The organism is uncultured Arthrobacter sp. (assembly GCF_947495145.1).
GTDB lineage: Bacteria > Actinomycetota > Actinomycetes > Actinomycetales > Micrococcaceae > Arthrobacter_D.
In genome coordinates this window covers 155,322-181,672 of sequence record NZ_CANLXP010000005.1, presented here as the reverse complement: position 1 = coordinate 181,672, position 26,351 = coordinate 155,322, and the positions used below count along the sequence as shown (strand labels likewise).

Below are 26,351 nucleotides of genomic sequence, written 5' to 3'. Positions count from 1 at the left end.
ATGCCCGCCACCTGGTGCGAAGCCCACCACATCATTCCCTGGGCGGCAGGCGGAACCACCAACATCCACCACGGCGTGCTGCTCTGCTCCCGGCACCACCACCTCATCCACCAAGGGAACTGGTCCGTCGAATCAATCCACGGCATCCCCTGGTTCAAACCACCCAAATACCTCGACCCAAACCAAACACCCAAACGCAACCGCTACTGGCACGTCGAAGAAGCCATACACCAACAACTCACCCGTGCCGGCAACCACACCGCACCACCCTAACCACCAGCACCGTGGCCAACGGCTGTCACCCTGATCAACGGCGCCACCGCGGCAGCCTGATTACTAGCTAGGAGCCGCAGCAGCCGTCGATTACTAGCTAGCCGCAGCAGCCGTTGAAACTAGGCGCGGCAGCCGTTGACTACTAGCGAGGCGCCGCGGCAGCCGTCGATCACTAGCGAGGCTCAGTCGCTGGACGCGCGGTCCCCGGCCTCACGGCGCCGGGTGGCCGCGTGTTGCACAACATCGTCAAGGTCATCCATGCTGAGCAGGTCCTTGCGCAGGTGCTTGGTGCGGTAGCCCGCGCGCCCCACCATGTGTGCGGACACCGGCGCGGTAAGCAGCTGGAAGATCCAGCAGATGATCAGCACGGGCACAATCGCCCACGAGCGCTGCTCCACCGCAATGGCCATCAGGAACAGCAGCAGGCCGAGAACCTGCGGCTTGGTTGCAGCATGCATGCGGCTCAGCAGGTCAGGAAACCGCAAAAGTCCGACGGCGGCAGCCAGCGACATCAGTGCCCCGCCGAGCAGCAGGACCATGGTCAAAACATCCAGAGCAGCGTCCATCATCGGTTCACTTCTTTTCCGTGACGAATCGGGCGACGGTTACCGACGCGATGAATCCGACGATTGAAGTCGCCACCAGGATGACGAGGTTGTTGGTGTGCCCGTTGAATACCATGTCGGCAGCAAGCGCTCCACCCACAATCGCCAGCAGCACATCCACGGCCAGCACACGGTCCAGAATTGAGGGCCCGCGCGCCACCCGGTACACAGCGCAGAGCGCGGAAATCCCGAGGATAACGGCAATGATGCCGAGAACAACAGTCACGGATGCTTCCTTCCGTCGCTGTGATGCGGGGCGTCAGGGTGCAGCCGGGCGAGGTCTTCGCGGTTTCCCATGACGCGGATCAACCACTCCTCTGTACGCAGGGCATTCTGCCGGACTTTCTCGGCGTCATCGCTGGTGGAGACGTTCAGGCAGTGCAGGTACAAGGTGGACGTCGAGCGATCCACCTCCACCACGAGCGATCCCGGAATCAGCGACAGGATATGCCCGGTGGCGGTCACCAGGAGGTCGGACGGGCTACGTAGGCGTACCCCCACCACGGCGTTCTCGAGTTTGGGCCCGCGGGTGAGTGCCAGCCAGAACACCTGGGCGCTGGCGAGCACCAGTTGATACAGGAACCGGCCCGCGAATCCCACAGCGTAGAAGACGTTGAACCGGCCACTGAGTTCGACCGGCGGAAGGTACAGCAGGTTGGCGACCGTGAATGCGATGATCGCGCCGAACACGAGGTTGCCCAGGCTGAAATCCTGCCAGAGCGCACCCCACACGAGAACCAACCAGATGAGCAGGGGCAGTTCGACCCGGAGCGGAATCCGTTGTCTCGTCATCATGGTGTTGCTCCTGCCGCCTCGGTTGCGCCTTCGCCGAGGACGGCGTCTATGTAGGGCGTCCGCTCAAGCATCTGCTGCGCTGCCTGATCGCTCAGCGCGAAGAGCGGCCCGCCGAGCACGGTCAGGCTGATGCCCAGTGCAACCAGGCCGGCTGTAGCTCCGACCATGGTGCGTGGCAGCAGGTCCACGGGGTTCCTCCCGGCAAACTTTCCCGTTGCGTGCTTGGAAACCCTGCGGGAGTTCCTGACTGCAGAGCCGTCGTCCGAAGTCGCCATGAGGATGGGGTCGGGGTGCGTAGCGTCCTCAGGCCGGCGCCAGAAGGCACGGTTCCACACCCGTGCAATCACCAGCAGTGTGAGCAGGCTCGTCAGCACGCCTGCCCCCACCAGCACGTAGGCCAGGGGCGTGCCCAACTCCACACCCGCCTGCAACAATCCCAGCTTGCCAAGGAAGCCCGAGAACGGCGGGATGCCGGCCAGGTTCATGCCGGGGACGAAGAACAGCAGCGCCAGGAAGGGGGAAATCTTCGCAAGGCCGCCCAACCGGTCCATGTTGGCCGTTCCGCCGCGTCGTTCGATCAGTCCGGTCACGAGGAACAGGCTGGTCTGCACGATGATGTGGTGCGCTACGTAGTACACCGCTGCACCCAGTCCGATCACGGTGGACACCGCAAGCCCGAAAACCATATAGCCGATGTGGCTGACCAAGGTGAACGAGAGCATACGTTTGATGTCCGACTGCGCCAGCGCACCGAGGATTCCCACGATCATGGTGAGCATTGCCACGACCATGAGCAGCGTATTGATGCGGTCCCCGGGAAACAGGAGGGTTTCGGTTCGGACCATCGCGTACACGCCGACCTTGGTCAGCAGGCCTGCGAACACCGCGGTCACCGGCGCGGGAGCGGTCGGGTAGGAGTCAGGCAGCCAGAAGGACAACGGGAAGATGGCGGCTTTAATGCCGAACGCGACCAGGAGCATCAGGTGCAGGATCATCTGCGTTGCATGGTCGATGTCCGCGAGCTTGAGCGCCAGGTCCGCCATATTGATGGTGCCCGTGGCCGCATAGATCATGCCGATGCTGATGAGGAACAGCATCGATGAAACCACACTGACGACGACGTAAGTCACCCCTGCGCGAATCCTCGGCGTGGTGCCGCCCAGGGTCATGAGCACGTAACTCGCCGTGAGCAGGATTTCGAATCCCACGTACAGATTGAACAGGTCGCCGGCGAGGAACGCGTTGGAAACTCCAGCCACCAGGATGAGATACGTGGGATGGAAGATCGAGATGGGTCCGTCTTCATCACCGTCGGTCATTCCCTGGCCCGTGGCGTAAACCAGGACCGCAAGGCTCACGGCAGAGGACACAACGAGCATCAGGGCGGAGAACTGATCCACCACCATGGTGATGCCAAACGGTGCCGCCCAGTTGCCGATGAAGACGGCGGTTGTGCCCTTGCCACTGGTATCGATGAGAAGGAATATCTCGATCAACAGTGTCACTGACAGCGTGGTGATGCTGACTGCCCGCTGCGACCGGGAGTGCCGGATCAGCAGGAACGCGAGGGCCGCGCCAAGGAATGGCAATACAACCGCAAGCGGAGCGAGGTTCGCTATGTTCATCGATCCTCCGTCGGTGGCTTGCTGGTCTTCGTCCCGGTGATTGTCCGCTGGGCGCCCGGTGCTTCTTCGGCTTCCTCGACCGGCGTGAATTCGGTTGTCTCCAGGGGCACCTCGGCGTCGTCCTCGGCGTCGAAACTGCTCTGGGATGCCACCCGCCGGTCTTCGATGTCGTCCTGCACTTCGTCCTGGCGCCCGAGGACCCACGAGCGGTAGATGATGCCGAGCATGAAGGCCGTGACGGCGAAGGATATGACGATGGAGGTGAGGATCAATGCCTGCGGCAGCGGATCACTGTATTCCTCAGCCGGAATGTCTGCTGCGTACAGCGGAGCCCTGCCTGCTCCTCCGCCGCCGGCAAGCAGGAGCATGTTTGCACCATTGGTGAGGAGAATCAGGCCCAGCAGAACGCGCGTCAAACTGCGTTCGAGCAGCAGGTAGATGCCGGCAGCGAAGAGCGCACCCATGATGACAAGCAGCGTGATGTTGACGCTCACTGGGCAACCTCCTCTTCCTGATCCCGGTCTTTCTCCGGCTCCGGCGGACCGGCGTCAATGGTGGCGCTTGCGCCCTCGCTGCGTTCATCGATCTCCGAACCGAGACTGCGCAGCACGTCCAGTACCAGGCCCACTACAACCATGTAGACCCCGATGTCGAAGATCGTTGAGGTGACGAACTTGATGTCCCCGAATACGGGCCAGGTAGTTTCGATGATCGCGCTCTGGAACACCTCGCCGCCGAGGAACACCGGAACAATCGCGGTAAGCGCCGCCGTTGCCAACCCACCGCCGAGAAGCAGCCCCGCGCTGATGGGGGTGGCCTCAGCGAGTTCGAACCGGCCGCCCGCCAGGTAGCGAATGGTCAGCGCGAGCCCCGCCATGAGACCGCCGGCAAACCCGCCGCCCGGCAGGTTATGCCCGGCGAGCAAAAGGTAGATCGAGAAGACAATGACCGAGTGGAACATCAGTCGGGTGATGACCTCGAAAATAATCGAGCGGCGTTCCGGTGCCAGGGTTCGTCCTGCCACCAGCCACGCGTCATTGACGGAGCTCGAGAATTTTTTGGCAAGCTCCAGGGCAGCGGCCTCGCGGCCGTAGGCATCGATCGGTTCCTGGTTCCTGCCGACGGTGCCGCTCTTGACCCCGTCTGCGCGCACCCGCCCGTCACCCCGGCCACGAATGAAGATGAGGCTCGCGACACCGGTAGCTGCAATCGCGAGAACGCTGATCTCACCAAAAGTGTCCCAGGCCCTGATATCCACCAGGGTCACGTTGACGATGTTGGCGCCGCCGCCGTCGTCGTAAGCCAGTGACGGGAAGCTCAGCGAGATGGGTTCCGCGACGCGGGAGGCCATCGCGGACATGGCAATCGCAACCATCACGGCCCCAAAGGAGATGCCCAATACCGCGCGGAGCGCACGGTACTTGTGGCCGGGGGCCCGCTGCCAGAGGCGTGCAGGCAGGGACCGCAGAGCAAGCACGAAGGCGACCAGCACGATCGTTTCCACCAACAGCTGGGTCAGCGCCAGGTCAGGTGCACCCTGCAGTGCGAAGATCAGCGCGATCCCGTAACCGGTCACGCCCACCATGATCACGGCCATAAACCTCTTGGTGGCGCGCAGCGCTGAAATGGCAGCGAGAATGATGACGACGCCGGTAATCAGCTGGGCGGGAGAATCCGCCACATACCAGTCCTGCGGCACGGGAGCGTCGAAGAGGATCAATGCTGTCAGAGGCGTGATGATTGCCATCGTCAGGATCACGAACAGGTAGAAGGACAGCGAACCGCGCTGGGTGCGGCCAGTGAGCCAGACTGCCACGTCATCGAGCACACCGATGACCATCTTGTAATTCTGCTCGGCGTCGATGTTCGGAGCGATCCGGGTTTGCAGCTGTTCGAAGCGTTCCCGCAGGAGGAACAGCGCCAGGCCGCCCGCGATGGACAGGACGGAAAGGAACAGCGCCGGCGTGATTCCGTGCCACAGCAGCAAGTGCGGGGTCTCTTCCCCGGCTGGGAAGATACTTACGTATGGCTGGATTGCCGCATCCAGCGGAGCAGGGAACAGACCGAAAACGACTGACGCAACGGCGAGCAGCGCCGGAGCGAACAGGAACGACGGCTCAACCCGTTTGAACGGGGTGGGTGTTGAAGACTTGCGGGCGAAACCGCCCCAGACGAAGCGTGCGCTGTACGCGAAAGTCAGCATCGAACCCAGGACAATCCCGACGAGGACCACTACACCGAACGCACTTTCCTCGGCATGGTTGATGAACGCCACGAAAACGGATTCCTTCGCAACGAATCCCAGGAGGGGAGGGATGCCTGCCATTGACCCAGCTGCGATGACGGCAACGGTGGCGAGCACGGGCGCGGAACGCCCGATGCCGCACAGCTTGCGGATATCGCGGGTGCCCGACTGGTGATCGATGATGCCGACCACCAAAAACAGCGTCGCCTTGAAGAATCCATGCGCGAGCAGGAGACCCAGCCCGGCAAGAGCTGCGTCCTGTCCGCCCAGCCCCACAACGATGGTCAGGAATCCGAGCTGGCTGACGGTGCCGTAAGCAAGAAGCAGCTTGAGGTCATGCTGGCGCAGGGCCCGCCAGCCGCCGAAGATCATCGTCACAAGCCCCAGGCCGAGAACCATCGGGGGCCACAGCAGGCTCTCGGAAAACGCCGGTGCGAACCGGGCGATGAGGTAGATGCCCGCTTTAACCATGGCGGCGGCGTGCAGGTAGGCGCTGACCGGTGTCGGGGCAGCCATGGCGCTGGGCAGCCAGAAGTGGAACGGCACGAGCGCCGACTTGGAAAGGGCGCCGACCAGAATCAGGACGATGGCGGTCTCGATGGCCGGGCCGGTCAGCGAATCCGCACGCGCGAGGATGTCCGACAGGCGGTAGGTGTCGGCTGACTGGCCGAGAATGATCAGGCCCACCAGCATGGCGAGACCGCCGAGCGTGGTCACGATCAGTGCCTGCAGTGCTGCTCGCCTGGCGGACAGCCGGTGACGGGAGTAGCCGATCAGCAGGTAGGACAGAACCGTGGTCAGTTCCCAGAAGATGAACAGGAGGATGAGGTCATCGGCGATCACGAGACCGAACATGGCGCCGGCGAACGCAAGCAGCTGGGCGCCGAAGGGGCCGATGTCGGCGTCGTCCTGCTTAAAGTAGCGGGCGCAGTAAAAGAGCACCAGCGAGCCGACCCCGAGAACCAGGATGCTGAGTACGGCGGACAGCGCGTCCATGCGGAACGCCAGTTCCAGCTGCAGCTGCGGGATCCAGGGAACAAGGATGGACGGCGGCGCATTGGGCTGACCGATGGCGCCCGCCTGGTCAGTGTCGACGTAGTTGCCGAACGTTGCCAGGAGCCAGACAAAGCCTGCGCCGGGCACTGCTGCGAGGAGATAGAAGGCCGAGCGGCCCATCAGGCGGAAGATCAGGGGCGCTATTGCGGCCACCGCGAAGAGGGCGATGAGCACAATTAGCACGATGATCTCCTGATCTCTCGGATTGAGACGGTCAGCTGACGGTCAAGGGCATAAGTCCATTCTACCCGTGGCATACACTGACCCTTCGCCCGGTTCCGCCCAGCGCACAAGACAGCGGTTCGGGGAATAAGTTGAGACCCGGAACCAGTTGTACCCCCGCACCGGATAGCATGCAGCCTATGAGCACGGATTACCCCCAGCCTCCCGGACGCCTCCTTTCGAAACCCGTACTCGCGTGGGCGTCATGGGACTGGGGGTCCGCCGCCTTCAACGCCGTCATGACCACGTTCGTGTTCACGGTCTACCTGACCTCCGATGCGTTCGGCGGAGAAACTTATGCATCCGAGGTGCTTGGTTGGGGCCTGGCTGTTGCCGGCCTCCTTATCGCGCTCCTTGCGCCGGTAACGGGTCAGCGCTCGGACGTCGGCGGACGCCGGAAGCTCTGGCTGGGGGTGAACAGTCTCGCTGTAGCCGTCCTGACTGCTCTGTGCTTCTTCGTGTTCCCACGTCCGGAACTGCTGATTCTCGGGGTTGCGCTCATAGCTGCGGCGAACATCTTCTTCGAGTTTGCCGGCGTGAACTACAACGCGATGCTCGCGCAGATCTCGACCCCGGCCAGCGTTGGCCGCGTCAGCGGATTCGGGTGGGCCATGGGCTACGTGGGTGGCATTGTGGCCCTCGTGATCGTCCTGATCGCCTTTGTGCAGCCTATCTTCGACTGGTTCGGATCAAACACTGAGGGCGCCTTGAACATCCGGCTGGTTGCCGTCTTCTCCGCGCTCTGGTTCCTGGCATTCGCACTCCCGGTGATGTTCGCGGTGCCCGAGGTACCACCGCAACGCAATGCCGACCGCCTGAGCTTCCTCGCGTCCTACGGCTTGCTCTTCCGTCGTATCAAGGCCATCTACCGGACCAGCCCCCACACCATTTTCTTCCTGCTTGCGAGCGCCATCTTCCGCGACGGATTGGCGGCAGTGTTCACCTTCGGCGGGATTATCGCGGCGGGGACCTTCGGCTTCGAACTCAGCGAGGTGATCCTGTTCGCCATCGTGGGCAACGTCATCGCTGCGATCGGCGCCGTGATCGGCGGCTATTTTGATGACCGGGTTGGGCCGAAGCTTGTCATCATCGTGTCGCTGATCGGCCTGCTGGTGGCCGGCACCGCTGTCATGGTGCTTGGCGCGGCAGATCAGCGGATCTTCGGCTTGAGCTGGAGCGGCGACACAACGTTCTGGATTTTCGGGCTCCTGCTGACCCTGTTCGTGGGTCCGGCGCAGGCATCCTCGCGGGCGTATCTGGCACGTCTCTCACCGCAGGGCGAGGAGGGTGAAATGTTCGGGCTCTACGCGACGACCGGCCGGGCTGTCAGCTTCCTCGCTCCGGCGCTGTTCTCGCTTTTCATCGGCGTGTTCGGAGAACAGCGGTTCGGCATTATCGGGATACTCGTGGTGCTGCTGGCCGGCCTGCTGGTGCTGCTTCCGGTGAAGCCGCCCGCGAAGGTGAGCCGCGCCGTCGTACCCGCTCCTTAACTCCGGCCAACTCTTCCGCTGACCTCTGAACGCCCACGGAGCTGGCCGGCTCAGCGGGAGGGTGAGCCCTCGACGATTTCGGTGCGGTGGAAGTTCAGGTGGCTTCGCGACGCCGTCGGGCCCCGCTGACCCTGATAGCGGTTCCCGTACTGGCCGGAACCATACGAATGCTCCGCAGGCGAGGTGAGCTTGAAGAAGCAGAGCTGGCCGATCTTGGAGCCGGGCCAGAGCTTGATCGGCAACGTTGCCATATTGGAGAGCTCGAGCGTGACGTGGCCGGAGAAGCCGGGATCAATGAAGCCCGCCGTCGAGTGGGTGAGGAGGCCCAGACGTCCCAGCGAGGACTTACCCTCCAGGCGTGCGGCAATGTCGTCCGGAAGTGTGACCATTTCGTACGTGGAGCCGAGGACGAACTCCCCCGGGTGCAGGATGAACGGCTCGTCCGGGGCCACCTCCACCAGCCGCGTGAGGTCCGGCTGGTTCTCGGCCGGGTCGATGTGCGCGTACTTGTGGTTGTCGAAGAGCCGGAAGAACCGGTCGATGCGCACGTCCACGCTCGATGGCTGGACCATCGCGGGATCATAGGGGTCGAGGAGAATGCGCTCGGCGGCAATTTCGGTTCGGATGTCGCGGTCTGAGATCAGCACCGTCTAAAAATACCGTACAGAGTTGATACCCAATTCATCGGGCGTCAGCGCCCGATCTCGGTCCTCACTGCGAAAAGCTCGGGAAAGAACGTCAGCTCAAGTGCCTTCTGCAGGAACCCGACGCCGCTCGACCCTCCGGTTCCGGTCTTGTGGCCGATGGTCCGTCCCACGGTCTTCAGGTGCCGAAACCGCCACAGCTGGAAATTGTCCTCCAGGTCCACGAGCTCTTCACACGCTTCATAGACATCCCAGTGCCCGGCCGCATCCTCGTACACCTCCTTGTAGACCTGGACCAGTCCGGGGCTGAACTCGTGGGCGCGTGTGACGTCCCGCTCAAGCAGTTCCGCCGGAATGCCGTAGCCGCGCCGCGAGAGGTAGGCGATGAATTCGTCGTAGATGCTGGTTTCCTGCAGCAACCTGGACAGGAGCTCGAAGGCCTGCTCGTCACTCTCGAAAACCTGCAGCATGCCCGCGTTCTTGTTGCCCAACAGGAATTCGACGGCGCGGTACTGGTAGGACTGGAAGCCGCTGGCCGCCTGAAGGGCCCCGCGGAACTCCGCATACTCCGACGGCGTGAGCGTCGCCAGAACCGACCACTGTTCGGTCAGCGAACGCTGGATGTGCTTGATCCGGGCTATGCCCTTCATGGCCGCCCGGAGATCGTCGGCCCGCAGGTGCTTGCGTACCGAACTCAGCTCGTGCAGGACAAGCTTCAGCCAGAGCTCGGAAGTCTGGTGCTGGATGATGAACAGCATCTCGTCATGGTGTTCGGGCCTGCTCACCGGGTGCTGTGCGGACAGAATTGCATCCAGCGCGAGGTAGGACCCGTAGCTCATCTTCCCCGAGAAGTCCTTCTCGATGCCTGCTTCAAGGTTCCGGGTGTTCCGCTCCACGCTCATTGACTCAGCGTAGTTCTTCGAACCATTGAAGACTGTCAGGGGCGGCCGCTAGGTTGGAGGAACCCGAGGAGGCCGCATGACCGCACCCACATCCGCCCATATTCGTTGCAGTATTGTTCCGCCCTATCTCCTGGCCAGGCTGGCCAGTCTCCAGGCTCCGGAACACCAGCATGCCGCCGCTGCGGCACAGCGTGCGCTTGTGCAGCTGGAGCCGATCCACAGCGCACGCGCCGACGCTCCCCGGGATCCGTCGCGCGGGGCCGGAACCGCCGTCGTGCTGGCGCTGCGCCGAACCATTTCCGACGCCGGCGGCAGCGAGTCCCTGCCGGGAGAGCCGGTCCGCCGTGAGGGTGACCCGCCTACTGGCGATGTGGCGGTGGATGAAGCGTATGCGGGCCTCGGAGCAACTTATGAGCTCTTCCAGGAGGTGTACGGCAGGTCATCGATTGACAATGCCGGCCTGCCGCTGAACGCTACGGTTCACTATGGCCGGGAGTATGACAATGCGTTCTGGGACGGTTCCCGGATGGTGTTCGGTGACGGTGACGGGGAAATCTTCGGGCGCTTCACGGCGTCCCTCGCGGTGATCGGCCACGAGCTTGCGCATGGCTTCACCCAGTACTCCTCAAACCTGCGGTATCAGGGCCAGTCGGGCGCGCTCAATGAATCGCTCTCGGATGTATTCGGTGTACTGGTTGAGCAGCGCGAGCGCGGCCAGTCGGCGGACGCCGCCAGTTGGCTGGTAGGCGAAGGCCTCTTCACCGAGCAGGTGGAGGGGCGCGCGCTGCGTTCGCTGAAGGCTCCCGGAACCGCGTACGACGACGACGTCCTCGGCAAGGATCCACAGCCCGCCACTATGGCGGATTACGTCGACACGACCTCGGACAACGGCGGCGTACACATCAACTCCGGCATCCCGAATCACGCCTTCTACATTGCCGCCATGCGGCTCGGCGGGAACGCCTGGGAGCGCGCTGGCCAGATCTGGTATGACGCCGCCACCGGCGGCCGCGTCCCCGTCGACTGCGACTTCGCGTTGTTCGCTTCAGTGACCGTCGATGCCGCGGAGGCGCGGTTCGGGGCAGGATCCCCGGAGGCAGAGTCGGTCGGCTACGCCTGGCGGGAGGTGGGCGTGCTGTGACGCGCATTGAGGTGTCGCGCTCCGGGGGGTTCGCTGGGTTGACCCGTACCTGGAGTGTGGACGTGAGCTCCACCGAGGCGGAGGAACGCTGGCTGCCGCTTCTCGATCAGGCGGATCCCGGCGGCTCCGAGGAAACGCAACGCGACCGCTACGTCTATCACATCGCCGTTGGCTACCGCGAGGTGACGGTCGCCGAAAGCGCGGTCCAGGGCCCCTGGAAGGAGTTGGTGGAACGGGTCAAGAACGCTTCAACCGGCCAGCGCGAGGATAAACCCGAAGAGGGCTCTTGAAGAGGGCCCTCACTGAGGTTCACGCCACCGGGGTCGCTGGCCGGGAAGTGTCACCGGCGCACCCCGCGTATGTTGTAGTGTTTATGAAGCGGTTTCGACCGCATGCGGGCGTAGCTCAATGGTAGAGCGCTAGCTTCCCAAGCTCGATACGCGGGTTCGATTCCCGTCGCCCGCTCCACACCTGTTGCGCAGAGCAAACCCGTTCAGCTCGCAGAGCGCGGCCCGAACATGATCACGGCAACGCCAACCAGGCAGGCGGCGCTCCCGATCAGATCCCAGCGGTCGGGGCGGAAACCGTCGAGAGCCATTCCCCAGAGCAGCGACCCCACAACGAAGACGCCCCCGTACGCCGCCAAGATCCGGCCGAAGTGAGCGTCCGGCTGCAGCGTCGCCACAAATCCGTAGGCTCCGAGTGCCATGACACCCAACCCTGCCCACCACCACGGCTGGCCTTCCCGCATGCTCTGCCAGACGAGCCAAGCGCCGCCGATTTCGGCCACTGCTGCGACTGCGAAGAGGACAATGACGAGAATTACATTCATGGTCCCATTATCTACTGCTTCTATTCACAGCTGAGCTCTCCTTGCGGAAGCAGCAACCCGTCCCGCTATGAAACCTTCGGCACTATGGCGACCAACCGGCGTCGTTCATCGGGTGCAGGTGTCCAGCGGAAGCGGAGAGTCAGCTGGCCGCGGCGGGCAAGCACGACGGCGATTCCTCCGGCTGCCAGAACCGGAACCCCTCCGGCAATCACCATGGTGGGCTGCGCACCGATGTTTTCGGCGAGCCACCCGACCATGGGACCGCCGAGTGCCTGACCGCCGATGAGCACCATCATGTACAGGCTCATCACGCGTCCGCGGATCGCCAGGTTCGTTGAGGTCTGGACCAGCTGGTTGGCTCCGGTGACGAACCAGAGACACCCAATGCCCGCGAAGAACATCAGCACGGTGAACACCAACTGACTGGGCACATATGCGGCAAGCACCATGAATCCACCGAAGGCGCTCATGCCTCCGAGCACCCCGCGCAGCCGCAGCTTGGTGCGGCGGGTGGATGCGAGGGCGCCGACCAATGAGCCGGTTGCGAGCGCAGTGTTGAGCAGGCCGTAGCCGCCTGCACCCGATTCGAAGACACTGTCCGCGAATGCTGCCAGAAGCACCGGCGTGCTCAGGGCGAAGACGGCCACGAAGGCAGCGGAGACGGTGGCCCAGAAGATTGCCGGCTTGTTGAGGAGGTAGCGTGCGCCGGCGCGAAGCTGCCCCTTGGTGCGTGGTGCCGGCGCCGTTGCGTTGAGCTGGTCCGTACGCAGGCGGCACAGCGTGAGCACGGTGTAGCCGCACGCAATCGCATTGATCGCAAAGGCCCACCCGCCTCCGACGGCGACAATCAGCAAACCGCTGACCGCAGGGCCCACCATGGCGCCGAGCTGGAAAATCGACGAATTGAGGCTGATGGCGTTACGCAGGTAGGTGGGCCCCACGAGGTCGTTCACGAAGACCTGCCGCGCGGGCGCGTCCACCACCGTGACCAGGCCCAGCACAAAGGCGATGAGGTAGACGTGCCACACCTGAATCAGTCCGGAGAGCGCGAGTATAGCCATGGTTGCAGCCATAAGCGCGGCGACGCTCTGCGAAATGATGAGGAGCGTGCGCTTCGAATAGCGGTCGGCCACCACTCCTCCCAAGGGCCCAAGAATGAGCATGGGCGCAAACTGCAGCGCGACAGTCACACCGACCGCTGCAACTGATCCTGACAGCTGCAGGACCATCCAGTCCTGGGCGATGCGCTGCATCCAGACAGCGACGACGGCGATCAGGTGGGAGATCGCAAACAGTCGAAAGTTTGGGATGCGAAGGGAGATGAACGTGTCGCGCCAGGCGGGACGGGCGGTGAGGACAGGAATCGGTGCGGTGAGTGTGGGATCTCCGGCCGGTGCGGAGGGCGGTGGGGGTGCCAAGGGAACTTTCCTGGTGAGTGCGGGTACGAATCGACGCGGTTGAGGACCTTTTCCACGCTAGCCAGCATCGGGTGCATTAGGAACGGTGATCAACCTTATAAGTACTATTGAGTAACGTAATAACTCACGTCGCGACTCATCAGGATGAGTGCCAGAAAGGCTCGCCGTGTATGACTCCCTTCAACTGAAGTCCTTCCTCGCGGTCGCTGAAACGCGTAGTTTCACCGGCGCCGCCGCCCGGCTGGGATTGAGCCAGCCAACCGTCAGCCAGCATGTCCGGAAACTGGAAAAGGCTGCGGGCAGGATGCTCATTGCCCGCGATACGCGGGAGGTCCGGCTCACCGACAACGGTGACGCGATGGCTGGATTCGCCCGCACGATCCTCGCGGCCCAGGAGCAGGCGCTCGCCTATTTCTCCGGCTCGGCCATGCGTGGACGGTTGCGGTTCGGCGTTGCCGATGACCTCGCCATTACGCAGCTGCCCCGCATCCTCCGACACTTCCGGCAGCTCTACCCGCAGATCAATCTTGAGCTGACGGTGTCTCAGAGCCCACCGCTGCTGCGCCGCCTGCGCGCCGGCCAACTGGATCTGATCCTCATCAAGTACATGGCCGGAACCGGAGAGGGCACGCTGGTGCAGCGTGACCGGCTGGTGTGGGCCGGCCACAGCAAGACCACGCTCGACGACGGCGCACCCGTCCCGCTGATCGCCTACCAGGCGCCCAGCCTCAGCCGGCAGATGGCGATCGAGGCACTTGAAAAAGCCGGCAGGACGTGGCGGATCACGTGCAATACCCGGGAGATCAATGGCGTACTGGCGGCCGCTCGTGCCGGCATCGGCCTTGCCGTCTTCCCCCAGTCCCTGATCCCGGACGACCTGGTGCAGGTGACCAACCGGTTTGACCTGCCGCCGTTGGGGGACGTTGACTTCACGCTGTTGAGCAACCCGCTGGCAAACCAGGAACTCGTCGAAACGCTCAGCACCGCGATCCTCGGCCGTGCGCTGCGGAAGTCGACGGACTCTTGAGGCACACCGGTCGCCTCACGGCGTGGGCAACCCCACATGGCAGGCGGGCGGGGGCCAGCGTAGACTTGACGCGATGAATCGCACAATGTTCAAGTCCAAGATCCACCGCGCAACGGTGACCCACGCGGACCTTCACTACGTGGGCTCAGTGACTGTTGACCTGGACCTGCTGGAAGCCGCAGACATCCTGCCAGGCGAGATGGTCTCCATCGTGGACGTCACCAACGGTGCGCGCCTGGAAACCTACACCATCGCAGGCGAGCGTGGTTCCGGCGTGCTTGGCATCAACGGGCCCGCAGCGCATCTTGTGCATCAGGGTGACACGGTCATCCTCATCACATACGCGGCCATGACCACGGAAAAGGCGCACTCCTACGTGCCCACCATCGTCCACGTCAACGCCGCGAATCAGATCATCGAACTCGGCAATGATCCCGCCGAGGGCCTGACCGAGGGCCTGCAGCGTCCCCCGTTTGCGCTGAACAACGCGGCACTGCTCTAGTCTGGCAGGTACACTCCAAACCTCCTGGTGGCTCCGCAGATTCTGCGGGGCCGCTGCTGTTTTCACTTCCCTGATAACGGCTTGGCATAGCGTCCTAGCGGATTTGCCGCGCAGGGCTTAGTGTCAGAAAGGCAAGGCTGCTTCCTATCCGTTGACTCGCACCAGTTCAGCGGCCCGGGAGCAGACCATACTCGAGGTGGAGGCGAGGTACGTATGCCGGGAAATCGCAGGATCGATCAGCAGAAAAAGCGGATTCGGAGGCGTCCCGGCGCCGTAGTGGCCAGCTCTCTCGGGCTTGTCTCGCTCCTCCTCAGCGGATGCGGACCAGCGGATTCCGGTGTTCCCACCCTCACCTGGTACATCAACCCCGACGCCGGCGGACAGGCAGACATTGCGCAGCGCTGCACCGAGGAGGCAGGCGGGGAATACCGGATTGAAACCTCGTTGCTTCCCAACGATGCTGCGGCTCAGCGTGAGCAGCTGGCACGGCGATTGGCGGCGAATGACGATTCGCTGGACATCATGAGCATCGATCCCCCCTTCGTCCCGGAGCTGGCCACCTTCCTCGCACCGGTTCCCGACGACGTAGCCCAGAGCACCACCGAGAACACCCTCGAAGGCGCACTTCAGGGCGCAACTTACGAGGAAGAGTTGGTCACTGTCCCGTTCTGGGCCAACACGCAGATTCTCTGGTACCGCGAGTCAGTAGCCGAGGAGGCCGGGCTCGATATGTCACAGCCGGTCACGTGGGATCAGCTGATCGAAGTGGCAGCTGCCCAGGACGTGGAGCTGGGTGTCCAGGGTTCGCAGGCCGAATCGATGACGGTATGGATCAACTCCCTGATCGAATCGGCGGGAGGCACCATCCTGGAAAGTCCGGAGGCCTCCGCGGATGAGATCGAGCTCGGCCTGGTGAGCGACGCCGGACGTGAGGCTGCACGCATCATCGGAACCATCGGCGACCAGGGCCTGGGCGGGCCCGGGCTGGCGACCTCCACTGAGAACACCTCACTGACCCTGTTCCAGGGTGAGTCCGGCTCTTTCATGGTGAATTACCCCTTCGTCTGGCCGGCGACACAGGGCGCCGTCGAGGGAGGATCAGTGGATCAGGCGGTGCTCGACGACATCGGCTGGGCGCTGTATCCGCGGGTCTTCGACAATGAGGAAACAGCCCCTCCGCTCGGTGGAATCAACCTCGGCGTGGGAGCGAGCAGCGACAATCCGGAGCTTGCATACCAGGCGATCGAATGCATTGTTCAGCCGGAAAACCAGACCGAGTACTTCCTGACCAACGGCAATCCGCCGTCGAACTCGGAAGCGTATGAGGATCCCCGCATCGAAGAGCAGTTCCCGATGGCCGACACCATCCGCGAATCACTGGAGATTGCAGCGCCCCGCCCGCAAAGCCCGTTCTATAACGAGATTTCAAGCGGCCTGCAGCAGACCTGGACCCCGCCGGATGAGGTGGAGCCGGAAACCACGCCGGAGCAATCGGCGGAGTTCATCACCGCCGTGCTGAGAGGGGAGCGACTGTTGTGACCAGCGCGATCACCAAGAACCCGCAGGCCATGAAGAAGAATGGCCGTACCGACGATTACAGCGACAGGGCAAAAGCTGAGCGGCGCCTGGGATGGCTGCTGGCGGGACCGGCGTTCATCATTATGCTGGCCGTGACCCTCTACCCGATCATCCAGGCGTTCTTCGACTCGCTGTATGCGTTCCGGCTGACGGCCCCGGACGAGCGCGAGTTCATCTTCCTTCAGAACTACGTGACAATCCTTTCGGACCCGGTCTGGTGGCGGGACCTGGCGGTGACCGCGCTGATCACGGTGGTGACTGTCGCCGTCGAGCTGGTGCTCGGTTTCGCCCTGGCGCTGGTCATGCACCGCGCGCTGAAGGCGGTGCGCGGCTGGCTTCGCACAGCCATCCTGGTGCCCTACGGCATTATCACCGTAGTCTCCGCGTACGCCTGGTTCTACGCCTTCGATATCAGCTCCGGTTACGTCAACAGCTGGTTCGACTGGGTGCCGGGCATCGATCAGGACCTCAACTGGTTTGCCCAGGCGAGTACTGCGCTCCCGGTGATCATGGCCTCGGAGATCTGGAAGACCACGCCGTTCATCTCGCTGCTCCTGCTGGCCGGGTTGGCGCAGGTTCCTGATGAGCTGACGGAGGCCGCCAAGGTCGACGGCGCCACCTGGTGGGAGCAGATGCGCAAGGTCATCATTCCCAATATGAAGGCGGCGATCATGGTTGCGGTCCTGTTCCGAGCACTGGACGCCTTCCGAATATTCGACAACGTGTTCATTATGACCAACGGCCAATACGGTACCGAGGTGCTTTCGCTGTTGGCCTATCGAACGTCCATCACCCGACTGGAGATCGGCCTCGGTTCAGCGGTTTCGGTTCTCCTCTTCGCCTGTGTCCTGTTGATCAGCTTCATAGCGATCAAGGTGTTCAAGGTTGACCTCGCCGGAAACACAGGAGGAAAGCGATGAAATCGACTGGCCGCGACAAGATCGTCTGGACGATCATCTCCATCCTTGTTCTCGTCTACGCGCTGTTCCCCGTCGCTTCCATCCTCGCCACCTCGTTCAAGGCGCCCGGAGACCTGACCAACGGCAGCTTCCTCCCTTCGCCCGGTTTGGCCACTCTCGACAACTACGAACAGATCCTGGTGGGCGACGCGCAGGGGCTGTTCCTCTCGGCACTCTGGAACTCAATCGGGATCTCGCTCATTGCGACGTTCATCGCCGTTGTATTGGCCACCCTGTGTGCCTACGCGATCGCGCGGCTGGACTTCCCCGGCAAGAAGATTATTCTGACGACGGCGCTGGCCGTGTCGATCTTTCCGGTTATCTCGATCGTGACGCCGCTGTTCAATCTCTGGCGGACCATCGGACTGTATGACACCTGGCTCGGCCTGATCATCCCCTACCTGTCGCTCACCCTTCCCATCTCGATCTGGACGCTGGCAGCCTTTTTCCGTCAGATCCCGTGGGAACTGGAGCAGGCGGCACAGGTGGACGGCGCCACAACCTGGCAGGCGTTCCGCAAAGCCATTGTTCCGCTCGCCGCACCCGGGGTGTTCACGACGGCGATCATCGCCTTCTTCATTGCATGGAACGACTTCGTGTACGGCATATCGCTGACGTCGACGGAGGCGGCCCGTCCAGTGCCCGCCGCGCTTGCGTTCTTCACCGGGGCCTCGCAGTTCGAATCCCCCACCGGCGCAATCTCAGCGGCGGCAATCATTGTGACCATTCCGGTTGTGCTGCTGGTGCTGCTGTTCCAGCGGCAGATCGTCTCAGGCCTGACCCAGGGCGCAGTCAAGGGTTGAGTACCAAACAAATCTTGAGCAACTGAAAGAAGAGGAACCAGAACATGGCTTCTATAACGCTGAAGAACCTCGTCAAAAAGTATGGGGACGGGTTCCCGGCCGTCAATGACATCAGTATTGATATCGAGGACGGCGAGTTCATCATCCTCGTTGGCCCTTCGGGCTGCGGCAAATCAACCCTGCTGCGCATGATTGTGGGCCTCGAGGACATCACCTCGGGTGATCTCTACATCAACGACGAGCGGGTCAATTCGAAGGCGCCCCGTGACCGGAACCTTGCCATGGTGTTCCAGAACTACGCGCTCTATCCACACCTGACGGTGTATGAGAACATCGCGTTCCCTCTCCGTCTCGCAAAGGGCAAGCACAGCGAGGAAGAGGTGGAACGCCTGGTCACCGGTGCGGCCGCCACGCTGGAACTGACCGATCATCTGCAGCGAAAGCCGGCAAACCTCTCAGGTGGCCAGCGTCAGCGCGTTGCGATGGGCCGGGCGATCGTGCGGCAAGCGGATGCCTTCCTCTTTGACGAGCCGCTGTCCAACCTTGATGCCAAGCTTCGCGGGCAGATGCGGTCGGAGATTTCGCAGATGCAGCGGCGGTTGGGGACAACATCGGTCTACGTCACCCATGACCAGACCGAAGCCATGACCCTCGGCGACCGGGTAGCCGTCCTGAAGAAGGGCGAACTGCAGCAGATCGCTTCGCCGCGGGAACTTTACGAACAGCCGGTCAACCTGTTCGTCGCCGGCTTTATCGGTTCCCCTTCAATGAACTTCCTTCCCGCCACCATCGAGAACGGCAAGCTCCAGACCGCGCTCGGTGCACTGGACATTCCTGCGGATCGGGCGGCGAAGGCGGAAGGCCGCAAGGTGGTCCTCGTGGGCGTGCGTCCGGAGTTCTTCGAAGACGCCAAGCTCGTCGATGAAGCGAAGAAGCCGCACGGTTCGACGTTCAACGCAACGCTCACGCACACCGAGTGGCTCGGTAATGAACAGTACGGCTACATCAACTTCGACCCCTCCCCCGAGGTTCGGGAGCTTCTGAACAACCTCGCACGGGATATGGATGCCGATGAACTGCGGCCGCAGGTTGTGGTGACGCTTGACGCTGCAAGCCGTATCCGCGGCGGCCGTGAGTCCGAGATCTGGCTGGACACCCGCAAACTACACCTGTTCGACGCTGAGACCGGCGAAAACCTGACCCGCGATGCCGATGCCGGCGCCGCGCTGACCGCCGAAGCCAACGAGGAACGGGCCGAGGAACTGGCGAGCGCACGCGAATCCGACCGCGCCATGGATAGGAATAGCGGCAGCAGCGACAACGGGGACGGTACCGGCACTAGCGGTGGGAGCCACGCCGTCGCCGGTTGATACGGAGCGGGTTGTACGCTGAGGTCCATGGCGAGCAAAGACACAAAGCACACACCGGAAGAGCACCTTAAGCAGATCGCTGCCGGATACACTTTCGACGAGCCAGCCATCCAGCTGGGCGCAGCCATTGTGGACAACACAGTGCACCCGGACGCGGTTGTGCGCCTGCCGCTGGCCATGATGAACCGTCATGGCCTCGTGTCCGGCGCTACCGGAACCGGAAAGACCATCACCCTGCAGGTCATGGCCGAACAACTGAGCGCGAACGGTGTTCCGGTCTTCCTCGCTGACATCAAGGGAGACCTCACCGGCTTGTCATCGCCGGGCGCGGGCACCGACAAGCTCCTGCGACGCACCCGGTCCGTCGGCCAGGCCTGGACTGCCGCGAGCTTCCCGGTCGAGTACTTCTCCCTCGGCGGAGATGGTGTGGGTGTGCCCATCCGGGCCACGATCTCAGATTTCGGGCCACTGCTGCTCGCGCGTGTGCTGGACCTGAACGAAACGCAGGAATCCAGTCTGCAACTTGTATTCCATTACGCCGACAAGGCAAACCTGGAACTGTTCAATCTCGCTGACCTCCGCGCGGTCATCTCCTTCCTCATCTCGAATGAGGGGAAGGACGCCCTGGAGCAACTCGGCGGGCTCTCCAAGGCAACCGCGGGCGTCATCCTGCGCGAGCTCATCACCCTCGAAGCCCAGGGGATGGACCGGTTCTTCGGCGAGCCGGAGTTCGACACCGACGACTTCCTGCGCGCCGATGCCGCTGGACGAGGCATCATCAGCTGTCTGGAATTGCCCACCCTTCAGCAAAAACCGCAGCTCTTCTCCACTTTCCTCATGTGGCTGGTGGCAGATCTCTTCGCGGACCTCCCCGAGGTAGGAGACACCGACAGGCCAAAGCTGGTCTTCTTCCTCGATGAGGCCCACCTGCTCTTCAACGGTGCGTCCAAGGCCTTCCTGCAATCAATCCAAACCACGGTTCGGCTGATCCGCTCCAAAGGCGTAGGCGTCTTCTTCGTAACCCAGACGCCGCGCGACGTCCCGTCCGAGGTCCTGGGACAGCTCGCCAACCGTGTGCAGCATGCGCTGCGTGCCTTTACTCCCGACGATGCCAAGGCCCTCGAATCCACGGTTTCCACCTTCCCCATCAGCCCCTATGACCTCGAAGAGGTGCTCACGTCCGCCAGCATCGGCGAGGCCGTGGTCACCGTCATGAATGAGAACGGCGTCCCCACCCCGGTGGCCTGGACCAGGATGTTCTCGCCGCAGTCCACGATGGGGCCGTCGCCGGCAGGCACGGTAGAGGAGATCGTGAGGAACTCGCCGCTCCTCGCCGACTACGGCACACCCATCGACAGCCACTCCGCCTTCGAGAAGCTTTCCGCATCCGAAGCGGCTCCGGCGGAGACACCTGCCCGGCAGGAGCCGCCGACGACGACGCCACAGACCCGCGGCCAACCTGCCGGTCGCCTCCCCTCGCAAGCCGAGATCGATGCGGAGGCTCGCCGCATCGAGGAGGACATCCTCGGCAAGCCCAGCAGCCGTCCGCCGACCATTCGCCCGAATCAACAGACTCCGGACGGCGACTGGAGCCCTCCGCCAGCCCCACGTTCCGGGAGCCAGAGGCAGGAGAAAAACGAAATGATGGACTTCGCCCTCAAGACCGCCGGCACCATCGGAGTCGAACTGGTGCGCGGTCTTTTCGCAACCCAGCGGAGGCGCCGCCGTCGTCGTTGGTAGGTGTGGCACCGCCATTGGGTAACGTAAGAGGGTGCATTCGTCCCGCCTGATCCGAGTCCTGGCCGCCTGGCTGCTCGGCCTCATGCTCGCTATCGTGGCGGCGATCGCAACCGTGACCCTGGTCAACACGCACGTCTTCGGCCCGCACCAGCAGGTGGAAAGCTACCTGGAAGCGCTTCGTCAGGGTGAGGGAGAAAGGGCGCTGGGGCTGCTCAACGCCACAGTCCCGGATGCAAATGCCGCGCTCCTCGACGGCCCGGCCCTGCAGCGGGCAACGGAGGGTGTGGAGAACGTCGAAGTGGGGTCGCCGCAGCCGTCCGGCGAGAACCGGGTGACGGTGGACGTGAGCTACACAATCAACGATGCCGAGCACACCACGGCCTTCATGTTGGAAAAGACCGGCACGGACTGGCTCTTCTTCAACCGGTGGGAGTTTGTGCCCTCAAACCTGCCGACGCTGGAAGTCTCCGTAATCAACCAGAACGAGGCCACGCTCAACGGCACGCGCGTGGTGATGCCTGAAGGGCGCAACCAGTTTGCGGTCTTCTACCCAGCCGAGGTGGAGTCGCACTACACAAGCGAGTACTTTGCTGCGCCCGCACAGACCGTTGCCGTGACGGACCGCCAGCAGGGCCCAACCCGCATAAACCTTGCCACCGCCGCGACCCCTGCGCTGGCTGAAGGCGTGACCGCACAGTTGAGGACGTTTCTTGACTCCTGCGCCGAGCAGACGGTGTTCCAGCCTGCCAACTGTCCGTTCGGCTTTGAAACCGAGAACCGGGTAGCCGGGCCCATCGCCTGGTCCATCACGGAGTACCCGGAAGTACGGATCGAACCGTTCAACGGGGACTGGGTCATTTCGCCCCTCACCGGCACAGTTCTGCTGGAAACCAGCCTGCAGGACCTGTTCACCGGCATTATCGAGCCCGTCAGCGTTTCCCAGGAGTTCGGCTTCACGGCCCGCCTGGCTGTCACCGACGAGGGCATCACCGTAACTCCCGTGGTGGAGTACTAGTCGAGCCCGCGCAGGTCCAGCGTCAGTTCGGTTTCGCCATTCGCATCGAGAGTCACCGGAATACCCCAATCCTGCTGGTACAGGTGGCATGCGGCGTGGTCGGGTATCTCTCCGCCCGGCTCACCGTCGCAGGCCGCAGCGCGGGCGGTGATGTGAACGACGCCCTCGGACACCTCGTCGGACAGCACCAGCTGGCGCTCCAGGCCGACTCCGGTGCCGCCGCCGGACACCAGGAGCGACTCCGGCGACGACGAAATCTTGAGCTGCGTAGGATCGCCCCACCGGTCGTCAAGCTTCTGGCCTTTCGGCGCGCTGAACCTTACCGTCACGGAGAACTCCCCCGCGGCTACGGCCGTCTTGGGCCGCTGCGTCTGCGAGGCGCCCTCATCGACTGCCAGCGCCTCCTTGGGAATCGGTAGCCGCACGAGCTGGTGCTTGTTCGCCTCGACCACGATCAGCAGTGGTTCGCCGCCCGACTCCACCGGCGCCTGGTCGACGAGTACGTCGGAGGGCTCTGCGAGCCCTCGCATCAGAGTTGATACTTTCCGTGTGGCCGGGTCATACCGTCGCACCGCGCCGTTGTAGGTGTCCGCAATGGCGATCGAGCCGTCGGGCAACGCCGTGACTCCCAGCGGGTGCTGCAGCCGTGCCTGGTCTGCCTCGCCGTCCCGGAACCCGAAGTCGAACAATCCGGTGCCGATAGCCGACTGGACCTGCGTGCGGCTCCTGCCGTTGACTGTGAGGAAGCTCAGCACGCGCAGGGCCGAGGTCTCGGAATCAGCCACCCAGATGTTGCCGTGCGCGTCCTCGGCCAGTCCCGAGGACTGGGCAAACCAGGCTGCGCTCGAATCACCGTCCAGCAGGCCCTCAAGCCCCGTGCCGGCCAGGATGTCCACCGCACCGGTGAGCGGGTCAAAGGCGAAGATCTGATGGGTTCCCGCCATGGCGATGACCACCCGCTCCAGCGTGGTGGACCAGATGACGTCCCAGGGGGACGAGAGGGAGACGTTCAGGGCGTCGGTGCCGAGGAACGTGTCTTCCAGCCGCGGCGCAGCATCCTCGGGGATATCTCCGGCATCGCCGCCGAGGTCATGCGAGACCTCCTGCAGCTCCACCGGACGGGCCTTCACCTGGTTGCCCGCATCGAGCAGTCGCTGAACCCCGTTTCCTGCAATGGTGCTCACCGCACCGGTCTCCAGCGCCACCCCCCGCAAGCGGTGATTGACCGTATCGGCAACGACGACGTCGTACCCCACCTGCCGCGCAATCGGCGCCGGAAGCAGCGTGAGTCCCTGCGGCTCATTGAACTGAGCCTCGTCCCGGCCGCCGTCGGCGAAGCCGCGGGTGCCGGAGCCGATGGTGCGCCGCACCGTCTCGAGGTCCGCCTCCAGCTCCACCAGGCGGTGGTGGCCGCTGTCGCCCACAAGGAATGTATTGGTTGCGGGCAGCGCGAGCACCTTACCCGGGAAGCGGAGGTTGCCCGCGGTGGGCTCGGCGGGCACATACGGTCCGTCTCCGCGGTGCAGCGTGCCCTTTGCCTCGTGCTCGGCCACCAGTTCCTCGACCAGCGACTCGAGCCCGGCCGCGTGACCCTCGCCGGAGAGGTGCGCCACGATGTAGCCCTCGGGGTCAACGACCACCAGCGTGGGCCATGCCCGGGCAGTGTATGCCTGCCAGGTGTCCAGCTCCGGGTCATCCAGCACCGGGTGATGAATCTCGTACCGCTCCACTGCTGCTGCAAGAGCAACCGGATCAGCCTCATGCTCGAACTTGGGCGAATGGACGCCCACCGTAACGAAGACGTCGGAGTACTTCGCCTCAAGCGGGCGAAGCTCGTCAAGAACATGGAGGCAGTTGATGCAGCAGAAGGTCCAGAAGTCGAGCAGGACGATCTTCCCGCGCAGATCCTTGAGCGTCAGCTGCCTGCCGCCGGTGTTGAGCCAGTTCCGTCCGACGAGTTCTGACGCACGGACGCGGTAGCCGACGCGGAGGGAGGTTTCGGTCATTCAGAATCTCCTGGTGGGGTTGGGCGCTGTCCTGCCGGGGCGTCGTGGGACGAGCGCCGCGTGGAAGGCCGGGTGCTGTTCCGTTCCGCCAGCGAGGCGAACATGTTGTTATAAGCCGAGAGCTCGGCATCGTTATTCCGGTCAGCCGCCCGGTCCTTGCGGCGCGATTCCTTTGCGTCGCTGCGGGACCACATCACGGCTACGCCGATCGCCAGCAGGAGCGTCGGTATTTCACCGATTCCCCAGGTCACCGCACCGCCGATCTGCTGGTCCTCCAGAGCGGAAGGCCCCCAGTCCCGGCCCATATTCCCGAACCAGGATGCCTGCAGCAGTGAGGTGCCTCCCGTCAGCGCGACGCCGAAGAACGCGTGGAAGGCCATGGTGGCGAAGAGGAGCAGCAGCCGCAGCGGGAACGGTGCACGGCGAGGGATGGGGTCGGTTCCGATCATGGTCAGCACAAAGATGTACCCGGTGAGCAGGAAGTGCAGGTTCATGAGCTCATGTCCCACATGCTCGCGCAGCGCAAAGCCGAACAGCGGCGAGTAGTAGAAGATCACGATGGATCCGGCGAAGTTTGCAGCCGCAAACAGAGGATGGGTGACCAGCGCGGAGAACTTCGAGTGGACGATCACGAGGATCCACTCCCGGATACCACGGCTGCCGTCAGTGCGCGGGGTGAGCGCCTTCAGCGCGAGTGTGACGGGCGCGCCGATGACAAGGAACAGCGGCACCACCATGGTCAGCGCCATGTGATCGACCATGTGTGCGCTGAAAAGCACCATGCCGTAGACGGCGGGTGCTCCGGACGTGAAGTACGTCAGGGCGATCAGTCCGACAAACCAGGAGACGAGGCGCAGCACCGGCCACGAATCACCGCGACGGCGCAGCTTCAGCATGCCCAGGACGTAGGCGGCAGCCACTGTGATCGCGAAAGCGATCCAGAGCCAGTCGGGGCGCCACTCGGTAAGCCAGCGCATCGGCGTCGGCTCCGGCGGCAGTTCATAGCCGGTGAGGATGCGAGCCGGGGTGGCGTCCGGCTGCAGCTGCTCGGAGCCCGGCGGCGCTGTTCGCGCGAGCGCTACCGCAACGCCGGACACTGCTGCCATGATAGCCAGCTCGACGGCGATGAGCTGCCAGAGCACGCGCCGTGCCGACAGGTTGGTGTCCAGCCGCGGAATGATCCACTGCCGGTGCATGAGCCCGATTCCGCCAAGGAGGATCGTGGCGATGGCCTTGAAGGTCACCAGCAGTCCCCATTCGGAGCCGAGCTGGGCAAGGCTGCCGATGCGCAGGCTCGCGTTGATGATGCCTGAGAGGAAGACCAGAGCGAACGCGAAACCGGCAAGCGCTGAGAACCGCTTCAGCACTGCCGTCGTCTGCGTCCCGAGCTTGCCGCCGATGACGGCCAGGACAATGATTCCACCCACCCAGAGGCAGACGCCCACGAGGTGGAGCGCGATGGAGTTGATGGCGGCATAGTGATCATCACCGCCGGCGGAATGCCCGATCAGCGCCATCGGCACCAGACCGCCGAGAGCCAGCAGCAGTGTGAGGGCCAGCCAGAGGCTGGAGCGTACGCCGAACGTCATGGTTGCAACGACGGCGGCGATCATCGTGGTGGAGAGCCAGGCCCGGCCTGTGTCGAAGTCAGTCAGATAGGAAGCCAGGCCCTGGGTGTAAACGGGATCTGAGCTCAGCGGCAAACCGGCGGCATCCGAGTAGGTCAGCACCAGGACAGCGAGAGCGGAAAGGGTCCAGGCAACTGCCGCCCAGGATGCGAGGGCCATTGCCTTGGCGAAGGCAGGCGTTTCGCCCGTCTCCGCCGCAGCATCAGCGCTGCCTGAGCGGTTGGATCCGCTTCGTGAGCGGACGTTTCGGGGCAGGATTACTGCCGCGAAGACCAGTGAGCCGATGACCGCGGCAACAGCAATATTGTGTACGGCCTTCGATATGGGCAGGCCCCATCGGGTGAGGACGCCCGGGTCGCTGAGCTGCCGTGGCGCCGCTGCTCCGGAGAACGCGAGAGCAAGCACCACCGCAACAAGAACGGCGGCGCCGGCGACGATCAGCCAGGCCGGCCTGACCCCGCTCTCGCCGGCGGCG

General features: G+C 63.5%; 24 protein-coding genes and 1 tRNA gene. 13 read left to right on the top strand and 12 right to left on the bottom strand.

The genetic code is table 11. The annotated features are described in order from the left end of the window. The coding region (locus tag Q0877_RS05880; RefSeq protein WP_299166435.1) for an HNH endonuclease signature motif containing protein at positions 1–273 on the top strand (273 nt) is incomplete at its 5' end. A gap of 182 nt (positions 274–455) precedes the next feature. Here the strand turns inward: Q0877_RS05880 and mnhG are convergent. From mnhG to Q0877_RS05850, 6 genes are read right to left on the bottom strand one after another with little or no spacing between them, the layout of a single operon-like run. Next, on the bottom strand, positions 456–842 hold the full coding sequence (gene mnhG / locus Q0877_RS05875; RefSeq protein WP_299166434.1) for a monovalent cation/H(+) antiporter subunit G: 387 nt from the start codon (positions 840–842) through the stop codon (positions 456–458). Positions 843–846: 4 nt separating this feature from the next. Next, positions 847–1,104: a monovalent cation/H+ antiporter complex subunit F gene (locus Q0877_RS05870; protein ID WP_299166433.1), complete on the bottom strand. Its 258-nt coding sequence runs from the start codon at positions 1,102–1,104 to the stop codon at positions 847–849. Then, positions 1,101–1,670, bottom strand: coding sequence for a Na+/H+ antiporter subunit E (locus Q0877_RS05865; RefSeq protein ID WP_299166446.1), 570 nt, complete (start codon positions 1,668–1,670; stop codon positions 1,101–1,103). Before Q0877_RS05865 ends, Q0877_RS05870 begins: the two co-directional genes overlap by 4 nt. Continuing rightward, entirely contained in the window at positions 1,670–3,298 is a 1,629-nt protein-coding gene (locus Q0877_RS05860) for a Na+/H+ antiporter subunit D (RefSeq protein ID WP_299166432.1), read from the bottom strand. The genes Q0877_RS05865 and Q0877_RS05860 overlap by 1 nt, the downstream gene beginning before the upstream one ends. Continuing rightward, positions 3,295–3,792, bottom strand: a complete 498-nt coding sequence (locus Q0877_RS05855) for a Na(+)/H(+) antiporter subunit C (RefSeq protein WP_299166431.1) — start codon at positions 3,790–3,792, stop codon at positions 3,295–3,297. The genes Q0877_RS05860 and Q0877_RS05855 overlap by 4 nt, the downstream gene beginning before the upstream one ends. Beyond that, positions 3,789–6,782 (bottom strand): Na+/H+ antiporter subunit A, encoded by a 2,994-nt coding sequence (locus Q0877_RS05850; RefSeq protein WP_299166430.1) that lies wholly within the window; start codon positions 6,780–6,782, stop codon positions 3,789–3,791. Before Q0877_RS05850 ends, Q0877_RS05855 begins: the two co-directional genes overlap by 4 nt. Before the next feature lie 179 nt (positions 6,783–6,961). Between Q0877_RS05850 and Q0877_RS05845 the strand changes: the two genes are divergently transcribed. Continuing rightward, positions 6,962–8,311 (top strand): MFS transporter, encoded by a 1,350-nt coding sequence (locus tag Q0877_RS05845; protein WP_299166429.1) that lies wholly within the window; start codon positions 6,962–6,964, stop codon positions 8,309–8,311. A gap of 50 nt (positions 8,312–8,361) precedes the next feature. On the opposite strand, the gene dcd is transcribed toward Q0877_RS05845, so the two are convergent. Next, positions 8,362–8,958, bottom strand: coding sequence for a dCTP deaminase (gene dcd / locus Q0877_RS05840; RefSeq protein ID WP_299166428.1), 597 nt, complete (start codon positions 8,956–8,958; stop codon positions 8,362–8,364). 44 nt (positions 8,959–9,002) lie between these two features. Then, entirely contained in the window at positions 9,003–9,857 is an 855-nt protein-coding gene (locus tag Q0877_RS05835) for a tryptophan 2,3-dioxygenase (RefSeq protein WP_299166427.1), read from the bottom strand. Between the two features lie 76 nt (positions 9,858–9,933). Between Q0877_RS05835 and Q0877_RS05830 the strand changes: the two genes are divergently transcribed. The 3 genes from Q0877_RS05830 to Q0877_RS05820 all read left to right on the top strand — a co-directional run bounded on the left by Q0877_RS05830 (position 9,934) and on the right by Q0877_RS05820 (position 11,466). Continuing rightward, positions 9,934–10,998 carry a M4 family metallopeptidase gene (locus Q0877_RS05830; protein ID WP_299166426.1) on the top strand — a complete coding sequence of 355 codons (1,065 nt, stop codon included), beginning with the start codon at positions 9,934–9,936 and terminating at the stop codon, positions 10,996–10,998. After that, on the top strand, positions 10,995–11,288 hold the full coding sequence (locus Q0877_RS05825; protein ID WP_367182133.1) for a protealysin inhibitor emfourin: 294 nt from the start codon (positions 10,995–10,997) through the stop codon (positions 11,286–11,288). The genes Q0877_RS05830 and Q0877_RS05825 overlap by 4 nt, the downstream gene beginning before the upstream one ends. A 104-nt stretch (positions 11,289–11,392) precedes the next feature. Beyond that, positions 11,393–11,466, top strand: a tRNA-Gly gene (locus Q0877_RS05820). A 25-nt stretch (positions 11,467–11,491) separates the two neighbouring features. On the opposite strand, the gene Q0877_RS05815 is transcribed toward Q0877_RS05820, so the two are convergent. Together Q0877_RS05815 and Q0877_RS05810 are read right to left on the bottom strand one after the other, a co-directional pair. Next, positions 11,492–11,830 carry a YnfA family protein gene (locus Q0877_RS05815; protein ID WP_299166424.1) on the bottom strand — a complete coding sequence of 113 codons (339 nt, stop codon included), beginning with the start codon at positions 11,828–11,830 and terminating at the stop codon, positions 11,492–11,494. Between the two features lie 65 nt (positions 11,831–11,895). Beyond that, positions 11,896–13,248, bottom strand: coding sequence for an MFS transporter (locus Q0877_RS05810; protein ID WP_299166423.1), 1,353 nt, complete (start codon positions 13,246–13,248; stop codon positions 11,896–11,898). Between the two features lie 148 nt (positions 13,249–13,396). Here Q0877_RS05810 and Q0877_RS05805 point away from each other — a divergent pair, with 148 nt between their 5' ends. The 8 genes from Q0877_RS05805 (at position 13,397) to Q0877_RS05770 (ending at position 22,242) form a co-directional block, all read left to right on the top strand. Then, a complete protein-coding gene (locus tag Q0877_RS05805; protein ID WP_299166422.1) occupies positions 13,397–14,275 on the top strand; it encodes a LysR substrate-binding domain-containing protein in 879 nt (292 codons plus the stop codon). A gap of 73 nt (positions 14,276–14,348) precedes the next feature. Beyond that, on the top strand, positions 14,349–14,777 hold the full coding sequence (gene panD, locus Q0877_RS05800; RefSeq protein WP_299166420.1) for an aspartate 1-decarboxylase: 429 nt from the start codon (positions 14,349–14,351) through the stop codon (positions 14,775–14,777). A 213-nt stretch (positions 14,778–14,990) separates the two neighbouring features. Beyond that, on the top strand, positions 14,991–16,316 hold the full coding sequence (locus Q0877_RS05795) for an extracellular solute-binding protein (protein ID WP_299166419.1): 1,326 nt from the start codon (positions 14,991–14,993) through the stop codon (positions 16,314–16,316). Between the two features lie 29 nt (positions 16,317–16,345). Further along, positions 16,346–17,275, top strand: coding sequence for a carbohydrate ABC transporter permease (locus tag Q0877_RS05790; protein ID WP_299166445.1), 930 nt, complete (start codon positions 16,346–16,348; stop codon positions 17,273–17,275). Further along, on the top strand, positions 17,272–18,117 hold the full coding sequence (locus Q0877_RS05785; protein WP_299166418.1) for a carbohydrate ABC transporter permease: 846 nt from the start codon (positions 17,272–17,274) through the stop codon (positions 18,115–18,117). Before Q0877_RS05790 ends, Q0877_RS05785 begins: the two co-directional genes overlap by 4 nt. Before the next feature lie 44 nt (positions 18,118–18,161). After that, positions 18,162–19,487, top strand: coding sequence for an ABC transporter ATP-binding protein (locus Q0877_RS05780; RefSeq protein WP_299166417.1), 1,326 nt, complete (start codon positions 18,162–18,164; stop codon positions 19,485–19,487). 27 nt (positions 19,488–19,514) lie between these two features. Then, on the top strand, positions 19,515–21,227 hold the full coding sequence (locus tag Q0877_RS05775) for a helicase HerA-like domain-containing protein (protein ID WP_299166416.1): 1,713 nt from the start codon (positions 19,515–19,517) through the stop codon (positions 21,225–21,227). 31 nt (positions 21,228–21,258) lie between these two features. Continuing rightward, positions 21,259–22,242 carry a hypothetical protein gene (locus Q0877_RS05770; RefSeq protein WP_299166415.1) on the top strand — a complete coding sequence of 328 codons (984 nt, stop codon included), beginning with the start codon at positions 21,259–21,261 and terminating at the stop codon, positions 22,240–22,242. On the opposite strand, the gene Q0877_RS05765 is transcribed toward Q0877_RS05770, so the two are convergent. Both Q0877_RS05765 and Q0877_RS05760 read right to left on the bottom strand, forming a co-directional pair. Further along, positions 22,239–24,248, bottom strand: a complete 2,010-nt coding sequence (locus Q0877_RS05765; protein ID WP_299166413.1) for an NHL domain-containing thioredoxin family protein — start codon at positions 24,246–24,248, stop codon at positions 22,239–22,241. The two genes, Q0877_RS05770 and Q0877_RS05765, sit on opposite strands and share 4 nt — an antisense overlap. After that, a complete protein-coding gene (locus Q0877_RS05760; RefSeq protein WP_299166444.1) occupies positions 24,245–26,317 on the bottom strand; it encodes a cytochrome c oxidase assembly protein in 2,073 nt (690 codons plus the stop codon). The genes Q0877_RS05765 and Q0877_RS05760 overlap by 4 nt, the downstream gene beginning before the upstream one ends. Positions 26,318–26,351: the final 34 nt, after the last annotated feature.

Bases quoted from the DNA above. Each gene is read 5' to 3' on its own strand.
- Q0877_RS05830 (WP_299166426.1), top strand. From the start codon at position 9,934: ATGACCGCACCCACATCCGCCCATATTCGTTGCAGTATTGTTCCGCCC.
- Q0877_RS05865 (WP_299166446.1), bottom strand. From the start codon at position 1,670: ATGACGAGACAACGGATTCCGCTCCGGGTCGAACTGCCCCTGCTCATC.
- Q0877_RS05845 (WP_299166429.1), top strand. From the start codon at position 6,962: ATGAGCACGGATTACCCCCAGCCTCCCGGACGCCTCCTTTCGAAACCC.
- mnhG (WP_299166434.1), bottom strand. From the start codon at position 842: ATGATGGACGCTGCTCTGGATGTTTTGACCATGGTCCTGCTGCTCGGC.
- Q0877_RS05790 (WP_299166445.1), top strand. From the start codon at position 16,346: ATGAAGAAGAATGGCCGTACCGACGATTACAGCGACAGGGCAAAAGCT.
- Q0877_RS05795 (WP_299166419.1), top strand. From the start codon at position 14,991: ATGCCGGGAAATCGCAGGATCGATCAGCAGAAAAAGCGGATTCGGAGG.
- panD (WP_299166420.1), top strand. From the start codon at position 14,349: ATGAATCGCACAATGTTCAAGTCCAAGATCCACCGCGCAACGGTGACC.
- Q0877_RS05775 (WP_299166416.1), top strand. From the start codon at position 19,515: ATGGCGAGCAAAGACACAAAGCACACACCGGAAGAGCACCTTAAGCAG.
- Q0877_RS05765 (WP_299166413.1), bottom strand. From the start codon at position 24,248: ATGACCGAAACCTCCCTCCGCGTCGGCTACCGCGTCCGTGCGTCAGAA.
- Q0877_RS05780 (WP_299166417.1), top strand. From the start codon at position 18,162: ATGGCTTCTATAACGCTGAAGAACCTCGTCAAAAAGTATGGGGACGGG.
- Q0877_RS05785 (WP_299166418.1), top strand. From the start codon at position 17,272: ATGAAATCGACTGGCCGCGACAAGATCGTCTGGACGATCATCTCCATC.
- Q0877_RS05815 (WP_299166424.1), bottom strand. From the start codon at position 11,830: ATGAATGTAATTCTCGTCATTGTCCTCTTCGCAGTCGCAGCAGTGGCC.
- Q0877_RS05860 (WP_299166432.1), bottom strand. From the start codon at position 3,298: ATGAACATAGCGAACCTCGCTCCGCTTGCGGTTGTATTGCCATTCCTT.
- Q0877_RS05835 (WP_299166427.1), bottom strand. From the start codon at position 9,857: ATGAGCGTGGAGCGGAACACCCGGAACCTTGAAGCAGGCATCGAGAAG.